Source organism: Streptomyces sp. NPDC002463, assembly GCF_042889835.1.
GTDB lineage: Bacteria > Actinomycetota > Actinomycetes > Streptomycetales > Streptomycetaceae > Streptomyces > Streptomyces nymphaeiformis.
In genome coordinates this window covers 73,432-91,715 of the sequence record NZ_JBIARL010000005.1, presented here as the reverse complement: position 1 = coordinate 91,715, position 18,284 = coordinate 73,432, and the positions used below count along the sequence as shown (strand labels likewise).

14 protein-coding genes are annotated in these 18,284 nt (G+C 73.9%); 6 read left to right on the top strand and 8 right to left on the bottom strand.

What is annotated here, in order from left to right; translation table 11 throughout:
* Window positions 1-53 precede the first annotated feature (53 nt).
* Together ACFYX3_RS12585 and pepN are read left to right on the top strand one after the other, a co-directional pair.
* The gene (locus ACFYX3_RS12585) at window positions 54-1,238 is read left to right on the top strand and encodes a TerD family protein (protein WP_389011780.1); all 1,185 of its coding nucleotides are present in this window, start codon (window positions 54-56) and stop codon (window positions 1,236-1,238) included.
* A gap of 52 nt (window positions 1,239-1,290) precedes the next feature.
* Window positions 1,291-3,867, top strand: coding sequence for an aminopeptidase N (pepN, locus tag ACFYX3_RS12580; protein ID WP_389011777.1), 2,577 nt, complete (start codon window positions 1,291-1,293; stop codon window positions 3,865-3,867).
* 154 nt (window positions 3,868-4,021) lie between these two features.
* Here the strand turns inward: pepN and alc are convergent, their stop codons facing one another.
* The 4 genes from alc to ACFYX3_RS12560 form a co-directional block, all read right to left on the bottom strand.
* Window positions 4,022-5,158, bottom strand: a complete 1,137-nt coding sequence (alc, locus tag ACFYX3_RS12575; protein ID WP_389011774.1) for an allantoicase — start codon at window positions 5,156-5,158, stop codon at window positions 4,022-4,024.
* A 109-nt stretch (window positions 5,159-5,267) separates the two neighbouring features.
* Window positions 5,268-6,194, bottom strand: coding sequence for a LysR family transcriptional regulator (locus ACFYX3_RS12570; protein WP_389011771.1), 927 nt, complete (start codon window positions 6,192-6,194; stop codon window positions 5,268-5,270).
* Window positions 6,195-6,272: 78 nt separating this feature from the next.
* Window positions 6,273-7,220 carry a DMT family transporter gene (locus ACFYX3_RS12565; protein WP_389011768.1) on the bottom strand — a complete coding sequence of 316 codons (948 nt, stop codon included), beginning with the start codon at window positions 7,218-7,220 and terminating at the stop codon, window positions 6,273-6,275.
* 5 nt (window positions 7,221-7,225) lie between these two features.
* Window positions 7,226-8,176, bottom strand: coding sequence for an EamA family transporter (locus ACFYX3_RS12560; protein ID WP_389011765.1), 951 nt, complete (start codon window positions 8,174-8,176; stop codon window positions 7,226-7,228).
* 149 nt (window positions 8,177-8,325) lie between these two features.
* Here ACFYX3_RS12560 and ACFYX3_RS12555 point away from each other — a divergent pair, with 149 nt between their 5' ends.
* Window positions 8,326-8,832 carry a MarR family winged helix-turn-helix transcriptional regulator gene (locus ACFYX3_RS12555; protein WP_382658392.1) on the top strand — a complete coding sequence of 169 codons (507 nt, stop codon included), beginning with the start codon at window positions 8,326-8,328 and terminating at the stop codon, window positions 8,830-8,832.
* Window positions 8,833-8,959: 127 nt separating this feature from the next.
* Here ACFYX3_RS12555 and ACFYX3_RS12550 read toward each other — a convergent pair whose 3' ends face one another.
* The 3 genes from ACFYX3_RS12550 to ACFYX3_RS12540 are packed head-to-tail and all read right to left on the bottom strand — an operon-like array spanning window position 8,960 to window position 11,509.
* Window positions 8,960-9,190, bottom strand: a complete 231-nt coding sequence (locus ACFYX3_RS12550) for a hypothetical protein (protein ID WP_382658395.1) — start codon at window positions 9,188-9,190, stop codon at window positions 8,960-8,962.
* Between the two features lie 20 nt (window positions 9,191-9,210).
* Window positions 9,211-11,307 carry a 4-alpha-glucanotransferase gene (gene malQ / locus ACFYX3_RS12545; protein ID WP_389011760.1) on the bottom strand — a complete coding sequence of 699 codons (2,097 nt, stop codon included), beginning with the start codon at window positions 11,305-11,307 and terminating at the stop codon, window positions 9,211-9,213.
* 1 nt (window position 11,308) lies between these two features.
* Entirely contained in the window at window positions 11,309-11,509 is a 201-nt protein-coding gene (locus ACFYX3_RS12540; RefSeq protein ID WP_177181742.1) for a hypothetical protein, read from the bottom strand.
* Window positions 11,510-11,787: 278 nt separating this feature from the next.
* Here ACFYX3_RS12540 and ACFYX3_RS12535 point away from each other — a divergent pair, with 278 nt between their 5' ends.
* Window positions 11,788-14,925, top strand: coding sequence for a beta-N-acetylglucosaminidase domain-containing protein (locus ACFYX3_RS12535; RefSeq protein WP_389011756.1), 3,138 nt, complete (start codon window positions 11,788-11,790; stop codon window positions 14,923-14,925).
* Between the two features lie 49 nt (window positions 14,926-14,974).
* On the opposite strand, the gene ACFYX3_RS12530 is transcribed toward ACFYX3_RS12535, so the two are convergent.
* Entirely contained in the window at window positions 14,975-15,538 is a 564-nt protein-coding gene (locus ACFYX3_RS12530; RefSeq protein ID WP_116160974.1) for an HNH endonuclease, read from the bottom strand.
* Window positions 15,539-15,794: 256 nt separating this feature from the next.
* On the opposite strand from ACFYX3_RS12530, the gene ACFYX3_RS12525 reads away from it, so the two are divergent.
* Window positions 15,795-16,856: a mechanosensitive ion channel family protein gene (locus ACFYX3_RS12525; protein WP_116160973.1), complete on the top strand. Its 1,062-nt coding sequence runs from the start codon at window positions 15,795-15,797 to the stop codon at window positions 16,854-16,856.
* A 176-nt stretch (window positions 16,857-17,032) separates the two neighbouring features.
* Window positions 17,033-18,247, top strand: coding sequence for an ROK family protein (locus ACFYX3_RS12520; protein WP_389011751.1), 1,215 nt, complete (start codon window positions 17,033-17,035; stop codon window positions 18,245-18,247).
* The last annotated feature ends 37 nt before the right edge of the window (window positions 18,248-18,284 follow it).

Below are 18,284 nucleotides of genomic sequence, written 5' to 3'. Positions count from 1 at the left end.
CCCTTTGCGGGGAGCCGCCCCTCCGGCGTGTCCGCGCGTGCCAGAGTTCCCCCATGACCCAGATATCCAGAGGGGCCGACGTCCCGGTGCCCCCGCAGGCTCTCCATCTCGCGGTCAGCTGGCGCACCGGCCCCGGGGTGCCCGACGTGGACGTCTCCGCGCTGCTCCTCGGGACCGGGGACCGGGTGCGGGGCGACGCCGATCTGGTCTTCTACAACCACGCCGAGCATCCCTCGGGGGCCGTCCGGCACCTGGGGAGGTCGGCCCCGGGCGCGCCCGGCAGCCCGGCCGCGGACTGGCTGTGGCTGGACCTCGCGCGCGTGGAGCCCGATGTGAGGCGCCTCGTGATCGCCGCCTCCGCCGACGGGGGCGCCTTCGGGCAGGTGCCGGGGCTCGACGTGCGGGTCACGGACGGGGACGGCGCCCCCGTGGCGTACTGCGCGATCGGGGACGCGACGACGGAGACCGCCTTCGTCTTCGGCGAGTTCTACCGGCAGGGCGGCGGCTGGCGGTTCCTCGCGGTCGGCCGGGGATACGCCTCGGGGCTCGCCGGGCTCGCGACGGACTTCGGCATCGTGGTGGAGTACCCGCCGCCGCCGATCCCGGGCCCCGGCTACGTCCCGCCGCCCCCGCCCCCGGCTCCCGCCGCCCCGCCCGTGCCGGTGGCCGATCCGTACGGCGGGGAGTTCCGGCCCCGCGTGTACCAGGGGCGCGGCAAGGAGACCGTGCACTGCGACCCGGGGCTTCCGGCGGGGCACTGGGTGCTCCTGGAGATCGAGTCGTACCACTCGCTGTCCACCACGATCGAGTCCTGCGACGCGTACGGGCGGGCCGAGGACTTCCTGCTCACGGCGTACGAGGACGACGTACGCGCGCGTACCGTCGCGCTCGTCCCGCGCGCCCGCCCGCTGTCCCTGCGGGTGGAGGCCGACACGCCCTGGACGCTGCGGGTGCTGCCGCTGTCCCACGCGCGCCGTTTCGACAACCACGTCGAGGGCCTCGCCCACGATCTGGTGATCTACGAGGGGCCGGCCGGGGTGCTCGACTTCGCGCACCACGGCGAGTCCAACTTCACCGTCCACCAGCACACCCCGCCGGTCGACCCGCTCTACGACGACGAGGAGCAGGACCTGCTGGTCAACGAGATCGGCGAGGTCCGGGCGAGCGCCCCGGTGCCGGGTCCCGGGCTGCTGCGGATCAGTGGTGACGGGCCGTGGAGATGTTCCGTGCGCCGCTGAGGCGGGCCGTGGAAGGATGGCCCAAACGTCACGAAACCGAGGAGTTGACCGGGTGCCTGGCACAAACCTGACCCGTGAAGAGGCTCAGCAGCGGGCGGCGCTGCTGACCGTGGACGCGTACGAGGTCGAACTCGACCTCACCGGTGCGCAGGAGGGCGGCACCTACCGGTCCGTCACCACCGTCCGCTTCGATTCCGCCGAGGACGGCGCCGAGACCTTCATCGACCTCGTCGCCCCCGCCGTCCACGAGGTCGTGCTCAACGGCCGCGCGCTCGACGTCGCCGCCGCCTTCCGCGACTCGCGGATCGCGCTCGACGGCCTCGCCCTTGGCCGCAACGATCTGAAGGTCGTCGCCGACTGCGCGTACACCAACACCGGTGAGGGCCTGCACCGCTTCGTCGACCCGGTCGACGACCAGGCCTACCTCTACACCCAGTTCGAGGTGCCGGACGCGCGCCGCGTGTTCGCCTCCTTCGAGCAGCCCGACCTCAAGGCGACCTTCCAGTTCACGGTGAAGGCGCCGAGCGGCTGGTCCGTGATCTCGAACTCGCCGACGCCGAAGCCCGAGAACGACGTGTGGGTCTTCGAGCCGACCCCGCGCATCTCCACGTACATCACGGCCCTCATCGTCGGCCCGTACCACTCGGTGCACTCGACGTACGAGAAGGACGGGCAGGTCGTCCCGCTGGGCATCTACTGCCGTCCGTCGCTCGCCGAGTTCCTCGACGCGGACCACATCTTCGACGTGACCCGCCAGGGCTTCGACTGGTTCCAGGAGAAGTTCGCGTACGACTACCCGTTCGCCAAGTACGACCAGCTGTTCGTACCAGAGTTCAACGCGGGCGCGATGGAGAACGCGGGCGCGGTCACCATCCGCGACCAGTACGTCTTCCGCTCGAAGGTGACGGACGCGGCGTACGAGCGGCGCGCCGAGACCATCCTGCACGAGCTCGCCCACATGTGGTTCGGCGACCTCGTCACCATGGAGTGGTGGAACGACCTGTGGCTGAACGAGTCGTTCGCCACGTTCACGTCGGTCGCCTGCCAGGCCTCGGTGCCGGGCACCCGCTGGCCGAACGCCTGGACCACCTTCGCGAACGCGGAGAAGACCTGGGCCTACCGCCAGGACCAGCTGCCGTCGACGCACCCGATCATGGCCGACATCAACGACCTGGAGGACGTGCTCGTCAACTTCGACGGCATCACGTACGCCAAGGGCGCCTCGGTCCTGAAGCAGCTCGTGGCGTACGTCGGCGAGGACGAGTTCTTCAAGGGCGTCCAGGCCTACTTCCAGGCGCACGCCTTCGGGAACACCCGCCTGTCCGACCTCCTCGGCGCGCTGGAGGAGACCTCCGGGCGTGACCTGAAGACCTGGTCGAAGGCGTGGCTGGAGACGGCCGGCATCAACATCCTCCGCCCGGAGATCGAGACCGACGAGAACGGCTCCATCACCGCCTTCGCCGTCCGCCAGGAGGCCCCGGCGCTGCCCGCCGGCGCCAAGGGCGAGGCCGTGCTGCGCCCGCACCGCATCGCGATCGGCTTCTACGACCTCGACGAGGCCGGCAAGCTGGTCCGCACCGACCGCCTGGAGCTGGACATCGAGGCCGCCGAGCTGACGGCCGTCCCGCAGCTCGTCGGCAAGGCCCGCCCGGCGGTCGTCCTCCTCAACGACGACGACCTGTCGTACGCCAAGGTCCGCCTCGACGCGGTGTCCCTGGCGAACGTCACCGCGCACCTCGGCGACTTCGCCGAGTCCCTGCCGCGCGCCCTGTGCTGGGCCTCGGCCTGGGACATGACCCGCGACGGCGAGCTGGCCACCCGCGACTACCTGGACCTGGTGCTCTCGGGCATCGCCAAGGAGTCCGACATCGGCGTGGTGCAGTCCCTCCAGGGTCAGGTGAAGGCCGCGCTCGACCTGTACGCGGCGCCGGAGTGGCGCGCGACGGGCCTCGCGCGCTGGGGCGCCTTCGCCCAGGAGCAGCTGCGCGCCGCCGAGGGCGGCAGCGACCACCAGCTGGCGTGGGCGCGGGCCTTCGCGGCGACCGCCCGCGAGGACGCGGAGCTCGACGTGCTCGCGGGGCTGCTCGACGGCTCCGTGGTCGTCGAGGGCCTCGCCGTCGACACCGAGCTGCGCTGGGCGTTCGTGCAGCGCCTCGCGGCCACCGGCCGCTTCGACGAGGCGGAGATCGCCGCCGAGCTGGAGCGCGACCGTACGGCGGCGGGCGAGCGGCACGCGGCGACCGCGCGCGCGGCCCGTCCGACGGAGGCGGCGAAGGCGGAGGCCTGGGCCTCGGTCGTCGAGGACGACAAGCTGGCGAACGCCGTGCAGGAGGCCGTGATCGGCGGCTTCGTCCAGGCCGACCAGCGCGAGCTGCTCGCCCCGTACACCGCGAAGTACTTCGCGTCGATCAAGCAGGTCTCGGAGACCCGCAGCCACGAGATGATCCAGCAGATCGTGGTCGGCCTCTACCCGACGCTCCAGGTCTCGCAGGAGACGCTGGACGCGACGGACGCGTGGATCGCCGAGAACGACCCGGTCCCGGCGCTGCGGCGTCTGGTGACGGAGTCCCGCGCGGGCGTCGAGCGCGCCCTGAAGGCGCAGGCGGCGGACGCGGCCGCCGCCAAGTAGTACCCGGTGGTGACCGGTTGAACGGAGAAGGGGCGCCCTCCCCCACGGGGGCGCCCCTTCGCCGTGCTTGGAGTCCGCCCGGAGGCGGTGCTTGGAGTCCGCCCGGCGGGCGGGCGTCGGCGCGCGGCCGCGCCGCCGGGCGGAAGCGTTTCCCCTATCCGCCGAGCGCCGCGTACCGGGCGCGGAGGTCGGCCGCGCCCTGCTCCGTCAGCGCGCCGTGGAGCCGCATGCGGGCGACGCCGCCGTCGGGGAAGGCGTCGAGCCGGACGTGGGTGACGACGGCCTGCGCGGGCAGCTTGAAGCGGTGCAGGGTGTCGGGCTGGAGGCGGGTGCGCGGGATGATCTCGAACCACTCTGCGCTTTCTTCGGGCCCGCCGTTGCGACCCTGGAGCGCGATCCAGCCGGCGGAGTTGCCCTTGAGGTAGGCGGTGTCGATCTCGACGGCGCGGACGACGCCCTGGGCGACGAGCTTGAAGCGCACCCAGTCGTTGGTGTCACGGACCCGGCGGCGGCGGTTCTCCCAGCCGTCGTCCATCTTGCGGGAGGTGCCGGGCAGGATGATCTGCGTCGGCGAGGAGTAGAACTTGTCCGAGGCGTCCTCGTACGAGCCGCCGTTGAGCACGGCGATCAGGTCGAGGGTGCCGAGGAGCTCCAGCCACTCGGGGTCGGGCACGACCTCGCCGTGGACGCGGAGCCGGGCGACGCCGCCGTCGGGGTGCTGGCAGAGGCGTACGTGGGTGAAGCGGCGCTCGGCGGTGATCTCGAAGCCGTTGGCGGCGTGGCCGCGGACGGGGGTCGGCGGGACGAGCTCCTCCCACTTCGCGTCGAGCAGCTCGGCGGGGCTGGGCGAACCCTCGACGGCGGTGGCCTGGATGCTGACCTTCTGCGGGTAGTTGCCGCGGAAGTGGGCGGTGTCGACGACGATGCCGCGGATCACGCCGGGGGCGCCGAGGCGGACGATCGCCCAGTCGTGGTCCTCGGGGGCGGGGAAGACGTTCTCGGCGTCGGCGCCGCGGCGGCGGCGGGTCTCCCAGCCGTCCATGATCTTGCCCTTGTGACCGAAGTGCTCCGGGTCGAAGACGGCGCGCTCGCGGACGAGGAGGTTCTCCCGCTCGGCGAAGAACTCGTCGTTGGCGGCCACGACGCCGGCGCCGAGGCGGCGGTCGGCGAGGTCGACGAGCTCGGTGAAGGGGAAGTCACCGGCGCGGTAGTCGGCGTACGGGTCCCCGCCGGAGTAGGGGGCGGCGTCGTTGGCGTGCGGGTCCTGGTCCTGGCTCGTCTCGAAGGTCATGCCTCGACTGTGCGCCTCGGGGACCCGACCGGTCCATCGAATGTTTTCGACGATGCTGTTCAGTTCTGCTGAAAGATTGCAGGGGCGGCCCTGCTGGACGATCGCGGGGTCAGTTCTGCTGGACGGTCTCGCGGGCCGCCGCCGCCTGCCGGAGCGCGGTGAGGACCCGCGCCACCGCCGGGCCCTCCTCCGCCCCGCTGCGTACCGCCGCGACGACATGGCGGCGCGGCTGGTCGGCGGAGAGGACGCGCATGACGACCCCGGTCCCGCCCCGGCGGTCCGCGGAGGCCATCCGGGGCACGAGCGCGATCCCGAGACCGGCCTCGACCATGGCGAGGATCGCAGTCCAGCCGGAGGCGCTGTGGGCCTGCTCGGGCACGAAGCCGGCGGCCTCGCAGGCGGCGGTGGTGATCTCGGACCAGGGTCCCGAGCCGCCGAAGATCCACGGCTCGGCGGCGAGGTCGGCGAGCCGCAGGCCGGGCGCGTCGGCGAGCGGGTGCCCGGCGGGCAGGGCGACGTCGAGGGGGTCGGCGAGCAGCGGCAGCCGGCTGTACTTGGGGTCGCGCGCGGACGGCGCGTGCGCGGCGAGCGAGAGCGCGAGGTCGACCTCGCCGGCGGTGAGCAGCTCGTACGCCTCCGCCGCCTCGGCCTCCCGGATGCGGACGTCGAGCCCGGGGTGGGCGGTGCGGAGCTGGCGTACGGCGGGGACGAGGAGCGCGGGCACGGACGTCGAGAAGGCCGCGACCCGCACCTGGCCGGCCTCGCCCCGCAGGTAGCCGTCGAGTTCGGCGTCGGCGCGCTCCAGCTGGGCGAAGACGAATTCGGCGTGGCGCAGCACCAGATGGGCGGCGTCGGTGAGGCGGACCCGGCGGCCCTGGGCCTCCAGGAGCCGCACCCCGAGCTGTCTGGCGAGGTTGGTGAGCTGCTGGGAGACGGCCGAGGGGGTCATGAGCAGCGCCTCCGCGGTCGCGGTGACGGTGCCGCGGTCGCGGAGGGTGCGGAGGATCTGGAGCTTCTTGATGTCCCACTCGGTCATGGGGCGCAACATATCGGGCCTCGTTCCACCGGGCCTCGCCTGGCCGGGGGTCCCCCCCTGCCCGAGCGAAGCCGAGAGCTAGGGGGCGGAGCTCATGGCGACCCCGCCGAGGATGAGGACCATGCTGGCGCCGCCGAGGAGGCCGAGTCGTTCGCCGAGGAGGGCGTACGAGAGGAGGGCGACGCAGACGGGCTGGAGGTAGTAGACGATCCCGGCGCGGGCGGCGCCGATCAGGGTGACGGCCTTGTTCCAGGCGAAGAAGGCGACGGCGGAGGAGAGCACGCCGACGTAGACGAGGGGTCCGACGGTGCCGGTGGTGGGCTCGAAGCCGCCCTGGACGGCGAGGCTGATCCCGTACGCCGGGAGGAGCATGAGCGCGCCGAGCGCGAAGGTGGTGAAGAGGAAGGCGAGGCCGCCGAGTTCGGCGGGGCGGCGCTTGAGGAGGGCGCTGTAGGAGGCGAAGCAGACGGCCGCGGCCATGACCCAGAGGTCGCCGGTGGCGAAGTCGGGGGCGAGCGAGCCCTTGCTGACGAGGAGCAGGACGCCGGCGCAGGCGATGAGCATGCCGGTGGTGCGGCGCGGGCCGAGGCGGTTGCCGCCGAGGCGCGCGAAGAGGGCCATGAGGACCGGGGAGGCGGCCATGATCATGCCCATGTTGCCGGCGGAGGTGGCGGTCCCGGCCTGGTTGACCAGGGTGTTGTAGACGGTGATGCCGAGCAGCGAGGCGAGGGTGAGGAAGCGGAGGTGGCGGCGGATCAGGTGCCGCTGCCGCCAGGTCTCGCGGGCGGCGAGCGGGGCGACGGCGGCGAGGGCGACGATCCAGCGCCAGAAGGCGGCCTGGACCGGGGGGACGGTGTCGTGGAGGGCGCGGGCGACGACGAAGCTGCCGGACCAGACGACGGTGGCGAGGAGGGCGAGGAGCACGCCGAGGCCGGCGCCCTTGGCGGGTGCCGGCCTCTCGGTGACTGCGGTGGCGGTGCTGTCGGTGGCGGTGGCGGTCGGGTTGCGTGCGGTGTCCAGGCTCATGCCCCTTACCGTCGCACCGCCGAAACCTCCAGGTCCATCGAAACTTCCTGACCGTTCTTTTCAGCAGGGCTGAACGATTCGACCTCGGAGGGCTTGGCGGGGGTACGGGGGCTCAGCTGGCCGGCCAGGGTGGCGCCGAAGGCGATCAGCATGCCGAGGACCTGCACCGGGCCGAGGGCCTGGCCGAGGGCCGCCCAGCCGATGACGGCCGCGGTGATCGGGGAGAGCGGGCCGAGCAGGGTGGCCGAGGAAGCGCTGAGCCGCTCGATGCCGCGGAACCAGAGGAAGTACGAGATCGCGGTGTTGCCGAAGGCGAGGTAGGCGTAGCCGGCCAGGTTGGTGCCGGTCAGGGCCGGCGGGGCGCCCTCGATCAGGAAGGCGATGGGCAGGATGACCAGGCCGCCCGCGGTGAGCTGCCAGCCGGTGAGCGCGAGGGCGCCGACGCCCTCGGGGCGGCCCCAGCGCTTGGTGAAGACGATGCCGGCGGACATCGAGAGCGAGGAGAGCAGTCCGGCGCCCACGCCGACCAGGTCGAAGGCGGCTCCGGCCTTGAGGACCACGAGGCTGACGCCGAAGGCGGCGGTGACGGCGGTGAGCAGGGACTTCACCGTGGGCTTCTCGCCGAGAAAGAGGGCCGCGAGGCCGACGACGAAGAGCGGGCCGACGGAGCCGACGACCGCGGCGACTCCGCCGGGCAGCCGGTAGGCGGCGAGGAAGAGCAGCGGGAAGAAGGCGCCGATGTTGAGTGCCCCGAGGACCGCGGACTTCCACCACCAGGCGCCCTGCGGGAGCTTGCGGGTGAGGGCGAGGAGCGCGAGGCCGGCGGGCAGGGCGCGCAGGAGGCCGGTGAGCAGCGGCCGGTCGGGCGGCAGGAACTCGGTGGTGACGTAGTAGGTGGAGCCCCAGGAGATCGGGGCGATCGCGGTGAGTGCGACGGTTGCGGCCTTGCGGGACATGACGGTTCCCCCTGCTGTGGAGTGCCGGACCGGCGAGCACCGGACTGGCTTCGTGGTGAGTAACTTACCACTAAGCTACTTTCTCGCAAGAGGCTTTCTCGTAAGTGACTTTCTTGCGATCGAGGAGCGGAGAAGGGAACACTGAGGACATGAAGACGCAGACCCCCGGCCACGACGCCGTCGACGCCATCACCGACCAGTGGGCGGCCGTCCGCCCCGACCTGGACACCGTCCCCATGGCGGTCTTCGGACGGATCTACCGCCTGGCCAACGCCATGCGCGGCAAGGTGGACAAGGCGTACGCGCCCTACGGCATGGCGCTCGGGGAGTTCGACGTGCTCGCGACGCTGCGCAGGTCCGGGGAGCCGTACACGCTCTCGCCGCGCGAGCTGACCGCCACCCTGATGATCACCACCGGTGGCATGACGGGCCGTCTGGACAAGCTGGAGAAGGCCGGGCTGCTCACCCGCAGCCCCGACCCGAACGACCGGCGCGGGCTGCGGGTCACCCTCAGCGAGCGCGGCAGGGAACTGGTGGACCAGGCCGTCGGCGCCGGCCTCGGGGAGCAGCGGGCGGCCCTGGAGTCCGCGCTCACCCCGGAGGAGGCGGACCAGCTGACGGGGCTGCTGCGCAAGCTGCTCGCGACGACCGTGTGAAGTGCCTCGACGCATGCGAGGGCGCCGCGCGGTACCTCGTACCGTGCGGCGCCCTCGGCGGAGACCTATGAGGCGGTCGAGCCCATGAGGCTGTGACGCCTGTGCGGCGGTGACGCCTGTGAGGCGGTTACGCCTTCTTCTTGGACTTGTCGAGCACCATCACCAGACCGGCGATCACCAGGAACAGCACGATGGGCAGCGCCACGTACAGGCCGAGGGTCTCGACGACACTCAGCTTGGGGGCCGGGTCGTCGCCGTCGTCGCGGGTGAGCGCGAGCGCGGGGGACGACATGAGCAGCATCATCAGCGTCGTACCGGCCGCGAGCGAGCCGGCGCGCAGAGCGTTCTTCTTGTCCACGGGCCAAAAGTAGCGAACACCTAAACGGGCCGCGCGCCCGGGGGTGCCGTATGGGCGTCGGAGGCTTCCGCAACCGCCTTCAGCCCGGTCAGCAGGGCGTGTGCCCGGGGCGAGGCGGCGAGGTCCTCCAGGGTGAGCGGCTGGCCGTCCGGACCCGCGAGCGGCAGCCGCCAGTTGGGGTACTGGTCCCAGGTGCCCGGCAGGTTCTGCGGTCTGCGGTCCCCCACCGTGTCCGGCAGCCAGGCGCCGACCATCCGGGCCGGGGTCGCGAGCAGGAACCGGTGGACGGCCCTGATCTCGGCCTCCTCGTTCCCCGGACCCTCCGGGAGCAGCCCCTTCCGCTCGAACACGTCCAGCCACTCGGCGGTCTCCGCCGCGTCCGCCGCCCGCTCGCGCTCCAGGTCGCCGCCGAGCAGCCCGAGCCGGTGCCGCAGGGTGACGTGCTCGCCGGAGAGCCGGGCGGCGGTGGACGGCAGGTCGTGGGTGGTGGCGGTGGCGACGCACTCCGCGCGCCACTCCCCCGCCGGCAGCGGCCGGCCGGTGCCCTCCCAGTCCCGTTCGAACCAGAGCACGGAGGTCCCGAACACCCCGCGCCGGGCCAGCTCCTCCCGTACGCCCGGCTCGACCGTCCCGAGGTCCTCGCCGATGACGAGGGCGCCGGCGCGGTGCGCCTCCAGGACGAGGACCGCGAGCATCGCCTCGGCGTCGTACCGGACGTACGTGCCCTCGGTGGGCTCGCGCCCCTCGGGCACCCACCACAGCCGGAACAGGCCCATCACGTGGTCGATGCGCAGCGCGCCCGCGTGGCGCAGGAGTTCGCGCAGGAGTCCGCGGTACGGGGCGTACCCGGCGGCGGCGAGGGCGTCGGGCCGCCAGGGCGGCAGGCCCCAGTCCTGACCCCGGGCGTTGAAGGCGTCGGGCGGGGCGCCGACCGACATGCCGGCCGCGAAGGCCTCCTGCTGGGCCCAGGCGTCCGAGCCCTCGGGGTGGACGCCCACCGCCAGGTCGTGGACGATCCCGACCTCCATGCCGGCCTCGCGGGCGGCCGCGGCGGCGTCGGCGAGCTGCCGGTCCGTCAGCCAGGCGAGCCGGCAGTGGAAGTCGACCCGGGCGGCCAGGGCGGGGTCGGCACGCACGGCGGTCTCGGCGGCGCGCGGCGTGCGGAGCTCCTCCGGCCAGGTCCGCCAGTGCGGGCCGTGCCGCTCGGCGAGGGCCTGGTAGGTGGCGTGGTCCTCCAGGGCGCGGCCGCGTTCGGCGAGGAAGTCGTGGAAGTCGGCGCGGCGGCCGGGACCGGGCTCCACGGCGGCGAGCACGAGCTCCAGGGCCCGCCGCTTGAGCTCCCAGACGGCGTCCCGGTCGATCAGGGCGCCCTTGCCGAGGACCCGTTCGCGCAGTTCGGCCGCCTCGGCGAGGATCCGGTCGAGCTCCTCGCGGCGCTCGGGCCCCACCAGGGCGTACTCGGGGATCTCCTCGATCCGCAGGTGGACGGGGTCCGGGAAGCGACGGGAGGACGGCCGGTAGGGGGAGGGGTCGCTCGGCGCCCCGGGCACGCCCGCGTGGAGCGGGTTGACCTGGACGAACCCGGCGCCGTGCGTCCGGCCCGCCCAGCCGACGAGTTCCCGCAGGTCGCCGAGGTCGCCCATGCCCCAGGAGCGGGTGGAGAGCAGCGAGTACAGCTGGACGAGGAGTCCGTACGAACGCCGCCCTGGGCCGGGCACGCGCGCGGGGCTCACGATCAGGGTGCCGGTGGCCGTGCGCCCGTCGGGGGCCTGCGCCTCGACCGCGTGGACGCCGAGCGGCAGCCCGGACCAGTCCGGGCCGGTGACGACGCCGCCGTCCTCGGTGGTGACCCGCAGCCGGGTGCCGGGCGGCAGGTCCTCCGGCGGGCGGAGCTCCTCGCCGTGCCGCAGGACCAGGGTCGGCGGCAGCAGGCGCTCCCGGTCGGCCCGTTCGGCCGCGTCGAGGGCGGCGGCGACCGCCTCGGGGGTGGCCGCGTCGACGCCCAGGGCGGCGAGGACGGCCACCACGGTGGCGTCCGGCACGGGCACCGTGACGCCTTCTGACGGGCTGTGGACGGTGGCGACGCCGTGACGGGCGGCGAGACGGGCCAGGGTCACTTCACACTCCGGGGGACTCCGGGCCGCCCGCGCTGCCGGGGGCGGTGGGTTCGCTGGTCAGGGGGGCCGCCACGGCCAGCGGCGGCTCGCTGGTGAGGGGTGACGCGTCGGGCAGGGGCGGCTCGCTGGTCAGCGGCTCGCCGGCCGGCGCCGACTGCTGGGGAACGCGTATCCGTCCGAGGTGATGGGCGGTCGTGGTCACGGGGGTCTCCCGATTCGTCTCGACTGGTTCGACTCGACAGGTCTGATTCGACCGGTTCGACTCGACTGGTTCGGTCTGAGTAACGACAGAGCCCTACCCAGCGCACCTCGTTTTACCGGCGGAACGCGGCGAAGTGACGTCACCTCGCCGACGGCTCGCCGGGCAAAGGCGACACATCGGCCACGCACGTTGACACCTCCGTGCGACGGGTGGTGGGCTCGTGACCCAGTCGTGACCATCCGGCAGAGCCGCCGGGACCTGCCGAAGGGAGACGCCCCGTGCACCTCGGGCGCAGGAAGCGCACCGCGACGGCCGTCGCCGCCGCCGTCATCGGCGGCCTCCTCGGCGGCGCGGCCCCGGGCTCGGCACAGGCGTTCCCGAAGGCGCCCGTGGCCCCGAGAACACCCGCGGCACCGAGCGCTCCCGCCGGCCCCGCGACCCCGGCCGGCCCCGCGACCCCGGCCGGCCCCGCGACCCCGGCCGGCCCCGCGACCCCGGCCGGCCCCACTGCTCCGGCGACTCCCGCGACCCCGGCCGCCTCCCGTGCGGACGCCTCCACCGCGCGCGTGCCCGCCGTCTGGCCCCGGCCGCAGTCCCTGACGGCCGCCGGGTCCTCCGTACGCCTCGGGGGCGAGGTGACGCTGCTCGCGGACGCCGACGCCGATCCGTACGCCCTCGCCGCCCTGCGCGAGCTCCTCCGGGCCGCCGGGGTACGGACCGTCCACACCGCCCTGCCGGGCCGGGGCCCGGTCCTGCGGGCCGCCGGTCCCTCCGGCGAGGCCGCCGAGCAGGCCCTCGCCGCCCTGCGCGTCCCCGAGCGGCTCGATCTGCCGCGCGGCGGCTACCGGCTCGCGACGGGCCGCTTCCAGGGGCGGGACACCGTCGTCCTGGACGGGGTCGGCGAGGACGGTCTGTTCCACGCGGTCCAGACGCTGCGTCAGCTCCTCGGCGCGGGCGGGGAGGTCCCCGGCGTCGTCGTCCGCGACTGGCCCGGCACTGCCGAGCGCGGCATCACCGAGGGCTTCTACGGCCGCCCCTGGACCCCGGAACAGCGGCTCGCCCAGCTGGACTTCCTGGGCCGGACCAAGCAGAACCGCTATCTGTACGCGCCCGGGGACGACCCGTACCGCCAGGCGCAGTGGCGCGAGCCCTACCCGGCCGCGCAGCAGCAGGAGTTCCGGGCGCTCGCCGAGCGGGCCCGCGCGAACCACGTGACGCTCGGCTGGGCCGTGGCGCCCGCCCAGTCCATGTGCCTGGCCTCGTCCGGCGACGTGGCGGCGCTGACGCGGAAGCTGGACGCGATGTGGGAGCTCGGGGTGCGCTCCTTCCAGCTCCAGTTCCAGGACGCCTCCTACGACGAGTGGCACTGCGACAAGGACGCGGACACGTTCGGGAGCGGTCCCGAGGCCGCTGCCGGCGCCCACGCGCGCGTGGCGAACGCCGTCGCCCGCCGACTGGCCGAGGAGCATCCGGACGCCGAGCCGCTGACGGTGATGCCGACGGAGTACTACCAGGACGGCGCGACCGCGTACCGCTCGAAGCTCGCCGCGGAGCTCGACCCGGAGGTGCGGGTGGCGTGGACGGGTGTCGGCGTCGTCCCGCGCACGATCACCGGCGGCGAACTCTCGGGCGCACGCCGGGCCCTGGGCGGCCATCCGTTGGTCACCATGGACAACTACCCCGTCAACGACTACGCGCAGGACCGGCTGTTCCTCGGCCCCGCCACGGGCCGGGAGCCGGCCGTGGCCGCCGGTTCCGCCGCCTTCCTCGCGCACGCCATGGAGCAGCCCGCCGCCTCCCGCGTCCCGCTCTTCACCACCGCCGACTACGCCTGGAACCCCAGGGGCTACCAGCCCCGGGAGTCCTGGCGGGCGGCCGTCGACGACCTCGCCGGCCCGGACCCGGCCGCCCGCGAGGCGCTGCGCGCACTCGCCGGGAACGGCTCCTCGTCGATCCTCGACCCGGCGGGCGAATCGGCCTATCTGAAGCCGCTCCTGGCGGCGTTCTGGGCGTCCCGCACGGGCACCGGACCGGCCGGCACGGCCGCTCGGGACGAGGCGGCGCGCGAACTGCGGGCGGCGTTCACGGTGATGCGCCGGGCACCCGAGCGGCTCACGGCCACGGCCGGCGGCACCCTCGACGACGAGACGGGACCCTGGCTGGAGCAGCTCTCCCGGTACGGCCGGGCGGGCGAGACGGCCGTCGACATGCTCCTCGCCCAGGCGCGGCGCGACGGCGCGGCGGCCTGGCGGGCGCAGCTGGACCTGGAGGGGCAGCGGAAGGAACTGAAGGCGGCCCGTGTGACGGTCGGCTCGGGGGTCCTCGATCCGTTCCTCACGCGCGCGGTGGCCGAGTCGGCGGCCTGGACCGGCGCCGACCGCACCCCGCCGGCGCGGGCCGACCGCGCCCCCGGTTCGTACACCGTGCGGCTCGACCGGGCGCGGCCCGTGGAGGCGCTGACGGTGATGACCGAGCCGGACGGGGCCGGCGACGCGCGCGTGGAGGCCTACGTCCCCGGTGAGGGCTGGCGGCCGCTCGGCCCGCTGTCGGCGTCCGGGTGGACGCAGACGGAGCTGAAGGGGCTGCGGGCGGACGCGCTGCGGGTCGTGTGGAGCGGCGACGGGCCCGCGCCCGAGGTGCGTTCGCTGGTCCCGTGGTTCGCGGACGGGCCGCGGGCCGGTCTCGCGCTCGCCCGCACCGAGACGGACGCGGAGATCGGCGGCCCGGCGCAGCGGGTGGACGTGGAGCTGACGGGCCGGCGCGCGGGCGAGGTGCGCGGGGCGCTGACGGCGAAGGCCCCGAAGGGGATCGCGGTGCGGCTGCCGGAGCAGGCGGCGGTGGAGCGCGGCGCGCGGACGACCGTCCCCCTGGAGGTGTCGGTGGCCGCGGGCGTGCCGGCGGGCTCGTACCGGGTGCCGGTGTCGTTCGCGGGCGAGGAACGGGTCCTGACGGTCCGGGCCTTCCCCCGGACGGCGGGCCCGGACCTCGCGCGGGCGGCGACGGCCTCCTCCTCGGGCGACGAGACCCCGGACTTCCCGGCCTCGTCGGCGGTGGACGGCGACCCGGCGACCCGCTGGTCCTCGCCCGCGGAGGACGGCGCCTGGTGGCAGCTCGAGCTGCCCGAGCCGGCCCGGATAGGGCAGGTGGTGCTGCACTGGCAGGACGCGTACGCCTCGCGCTACCGGGTCCAGGTCTCGGCCGACGGAAGGGTGTGGCGGACGGCGGCGACGGTCGCGGACGGCAGGGGCGGCCGGGAGTCGGTCCGGATGGACGCGGCGGACACCCGCTTCCTGCGGGTCCAGGGGGAGACGCGGGCGACGCGCTTCGGTTACTCGCTCTGGTCGGTGGAGACGTACGCGGTGGCCCCTCCGGAAGGGAAGCAGGAGGACATGCCGGAGGAGCGGGACGCCCCCTGAGAGGCGTCCCGCTCCCCGCCGCGGCCCCCGCGTACGCGAAAGGCCCGGCTCAACCCGTCGTCAGTGCCCTCACGGGGGTCTCTGCGACGGAGTCGATCCGGGCCATCACGTCCACGGCGCCGTACGGTTCCAGGTACGGCAGCCAGCGGGGGTCCCGGTGTCCGGTCCCGATGATCCGCCAGGCCAGGCCGGTCGGCGGGGCGGGTTGGTGGCGCAGCCGCCAGCCGATCTCCCGCAGGTGCTTGTCGGCCTTGACGTGGTTGCAGCGGCGGCAGGCCGCCACCACGTTCTCCCAGGCGTGCGTGCCCCCGCGGCTGCGCGGGATGACGTGGTCGACGCTGGTCGCGACGGCCCCGCAGTACGCGCAGCGCCCGCCGTCGCGCGCGAAGAGCGCTCTGCGGGTCAAGGGAACGGGCCCCCGGTAGGGGACCCGCACGAAGCGCTTCAGTCGCACCACACTGGGGGCGGGGAGGACTTGGGTCTCGCTGTGCAGGAAGGCGCCGGACTCCTCGAGACAGAGGGCCTTGTTCTCCAGTACGAGGACGAGTGCGCGGCGGAGCGGTACGACGCCGAGCGGCTCGTACGACGCGTTGAGGACCAGGACATGCGGCACGGATGCCTCCTATGACGCCGGCGGCGCGTGGCTCGCGCCGGGACGAACTGCTCTCAGTCTCTCCTCATGCCTGGTCGCGGCGCCACCACGTACCGGGATCGGGGTGGCGGCACCGGGGTGTTCTCGACCACATCGGCATCTCTCCCCGGTATGTGCCCAGGTGAGGTCCGTCTCTCCCTCGAACAGGGCTACGGGAGCACATCCGACGCCCCGTTACTGTGGATGGCCTGCGTACGCGATGCCTGGAGGTTGTCCCGTGTCCTGGTCCGCCCTGGCGGCTGCCACCGAACCCGAACCCATGCCGGTGACCCTGGACGAGGCCGCGGAGAGGGCCACGAGCGCGGCGAGCTGGGTGGAGGAGAACTGGTCCACCTGGCTGAACACGGGCCTGCGGATCGTGCTGATCCTGGTGGTCGCGCTGCTGCTCCGGATGGCCGTGCGGCGAGCGCTGACGAAGCTGATCGAGCGGATGAACCGCTCGGCGCAGGCGGTGGAGGGGACGACGCTCGGCGGTCTCCTCGTCAACACCGAGCGGCGGCGGCAGCGCTCGGAGGCGATCGGGTCGGTGCTCCGCTCGGTGGCGTCGTTCCTGATCCTGGGCACGGCCGCGCTGATGATCCTCGGCGCGTTCAAGATCGACCTGGCGCCGCTGCTCGCCTCGGCCGGTGTGGCGGGTGTCGCGATCGGTTTCGGCGCGCGGAACCTGGTGACGGACTTCCTGTCCGGTGTCTTCATGATCCTGGAGGACCAGTACGGCGTCGGGGACTCGATCGACGCGGGCGTGGCCTCCGGCGAGGTCGTCGAGGTGGGCCTGCGGGTGACGAAGCTGCGCGGGGTGGACGGCGAGATCTGGTACGTGCGCAACGGCGAGATCAAGCGGATAGGGAACCTCAGCCAGGGCTGGGCGACGGCGGGCGTGGACGTGACCGTCCGGCCGACGGAGGACCTGGACGAGGTGAAGGCCGTGATCACCGCGGCGGCGGACTCCATGGCGAAGGAGGAGCCCTGGGACGAGCGCCTGTGGGGTCCGGTGGAGGTGCTGGGTCTGAGCGAGGTGCTGCTCGACTCGATGACGATCCGGGTCTCGGCGAAGACGATGCCGGGCAAGAAGCTGGGCGTGGAGCGCGAGCTGCGCTGGCGCATCAAGCGGGGCCTGGACGAGGCCGGCATCCGGATCGTGGGCGGGATCCCGCCCCAGGCCGAGGAGAAGCCGGCCGACCCGACGGCCGGCATGGCGGCCCCGTCGGTCTTCGCCTCGTCGACCTCCCCCCAGTCGGCAGCGGCGACCCCGCTCCCCAAGCCGGACCTCTCGAAGTAGCCCTCCAGCCCCTTCCGGGGCCGCACGCCCCCGCAGGTAACGCTTTCGTCGCCTTCGGGGGCGTGTCGCGTTCCCGGGTATTGACGCCTCCGTGACGGCCGCCTTACCTTCCTCCCAACCAGATAGGAAACTTTCCTAACAGTGTGTTCCATCGTACGAGGGCAGGTGCGAGTTCCATGGCCGGTGCAACCCCGGGAACCCCCGGCACGCCGCGTGTTCTGCGGGCCATGAACGATCGTGCCGCGCTCGACCTGCTGCTTGAGCACGGGCCCCTCTCGCGGACCCGGATCGGGAAGCTCACCGGGCTGTCCAAGCCGACCGCCTCGCAGCTGCTCGCCCGGCTCGAAGCGGCCGGGCTCGTCGTCGCCACCGGGACCACCGAGGGCCGGCCCGGGCCGAACGCGCAGCTGTACGCGGTGAACGCGCGGGCCGCGTACGCCGCCGGGCTCGACGTCGACCAGCACCGCATCCACGCCGCCGTCGCCGACATCACGGGCGAGATCGCCGGCGAGTACGAGCTCCGCACCCCCGGCCGCTCCGCCTCCGGTGTCGTCCGCCAGGTCACCGAGGCCCTCGACGGGGCCGTCGCGGCGGCCGGGATCACCCGCGAGGACGTGCGGCGCCTCGTCATCGGCACCCCCGGCGCCTTCGACCCGGCCACCGGGCGGCTGCGGTACGCCTCCCACCTGCCCGGCTGGCACTCCCCCACCCTCCTGGAGGAGCTGGCCGCCGCCCTGCCCATGCCGTTCGAGTACGAGAACGACGTCAACCTCGTCGCCCTCGCCGAGCGGCGCCTGGGCGCGGCCCGGGGCCACGACGACTTCGTCCTGCTGTGGAACGAGGGCGGCCTCGGCGGCGCCCTCGTCCTCGGCGGCCGGCTGCACCGCGGCTTCACCGGCGGCGCCGGCGAGCTCGGCTTCCTGCCCGTGCCCGGCACCCCCCTCGTCCGACAGGTCACCAAGGCCAACTCCGGCGGCTTCCAGGAGCTCGCGGGCATCCAGGCCGTGCCCCGGATCGCCCGCGAGGCCGGGATCGACACCCCCGACCACCCCTACGTGCCGGTGGTGAGCGGTCTCCTCTCCCGCGCCGCCGAGACCCATGAGGACGACCCCCGGTACGCGGAGCTGCTCGACCGCTACGCCGAGCGCCTCGCCACCGGCCTCGCCGCCCTCGTCACCGTCCTCGACCCCGAGCTGATCGTGCTGTCCGGAGACGCCCTCGTCACCGGCGGCGAGCCCCTCCGCGCGCGCGTGCAGTCCGAACTCGCCGACCTCGCCCCGTCCCGGCCCCGGCTCGTCCTGTCCGCCGTGCGCCGGAGCCCCGTGCTGCGCGGGGCCCTCGAAAGCGCCCTCGCCACCACCCGCGACGAGGTCTTCGACACCTCGCGCTGACCGTCCAAGCCCCGTCAGGCCCGAAAACCCGCCCCCA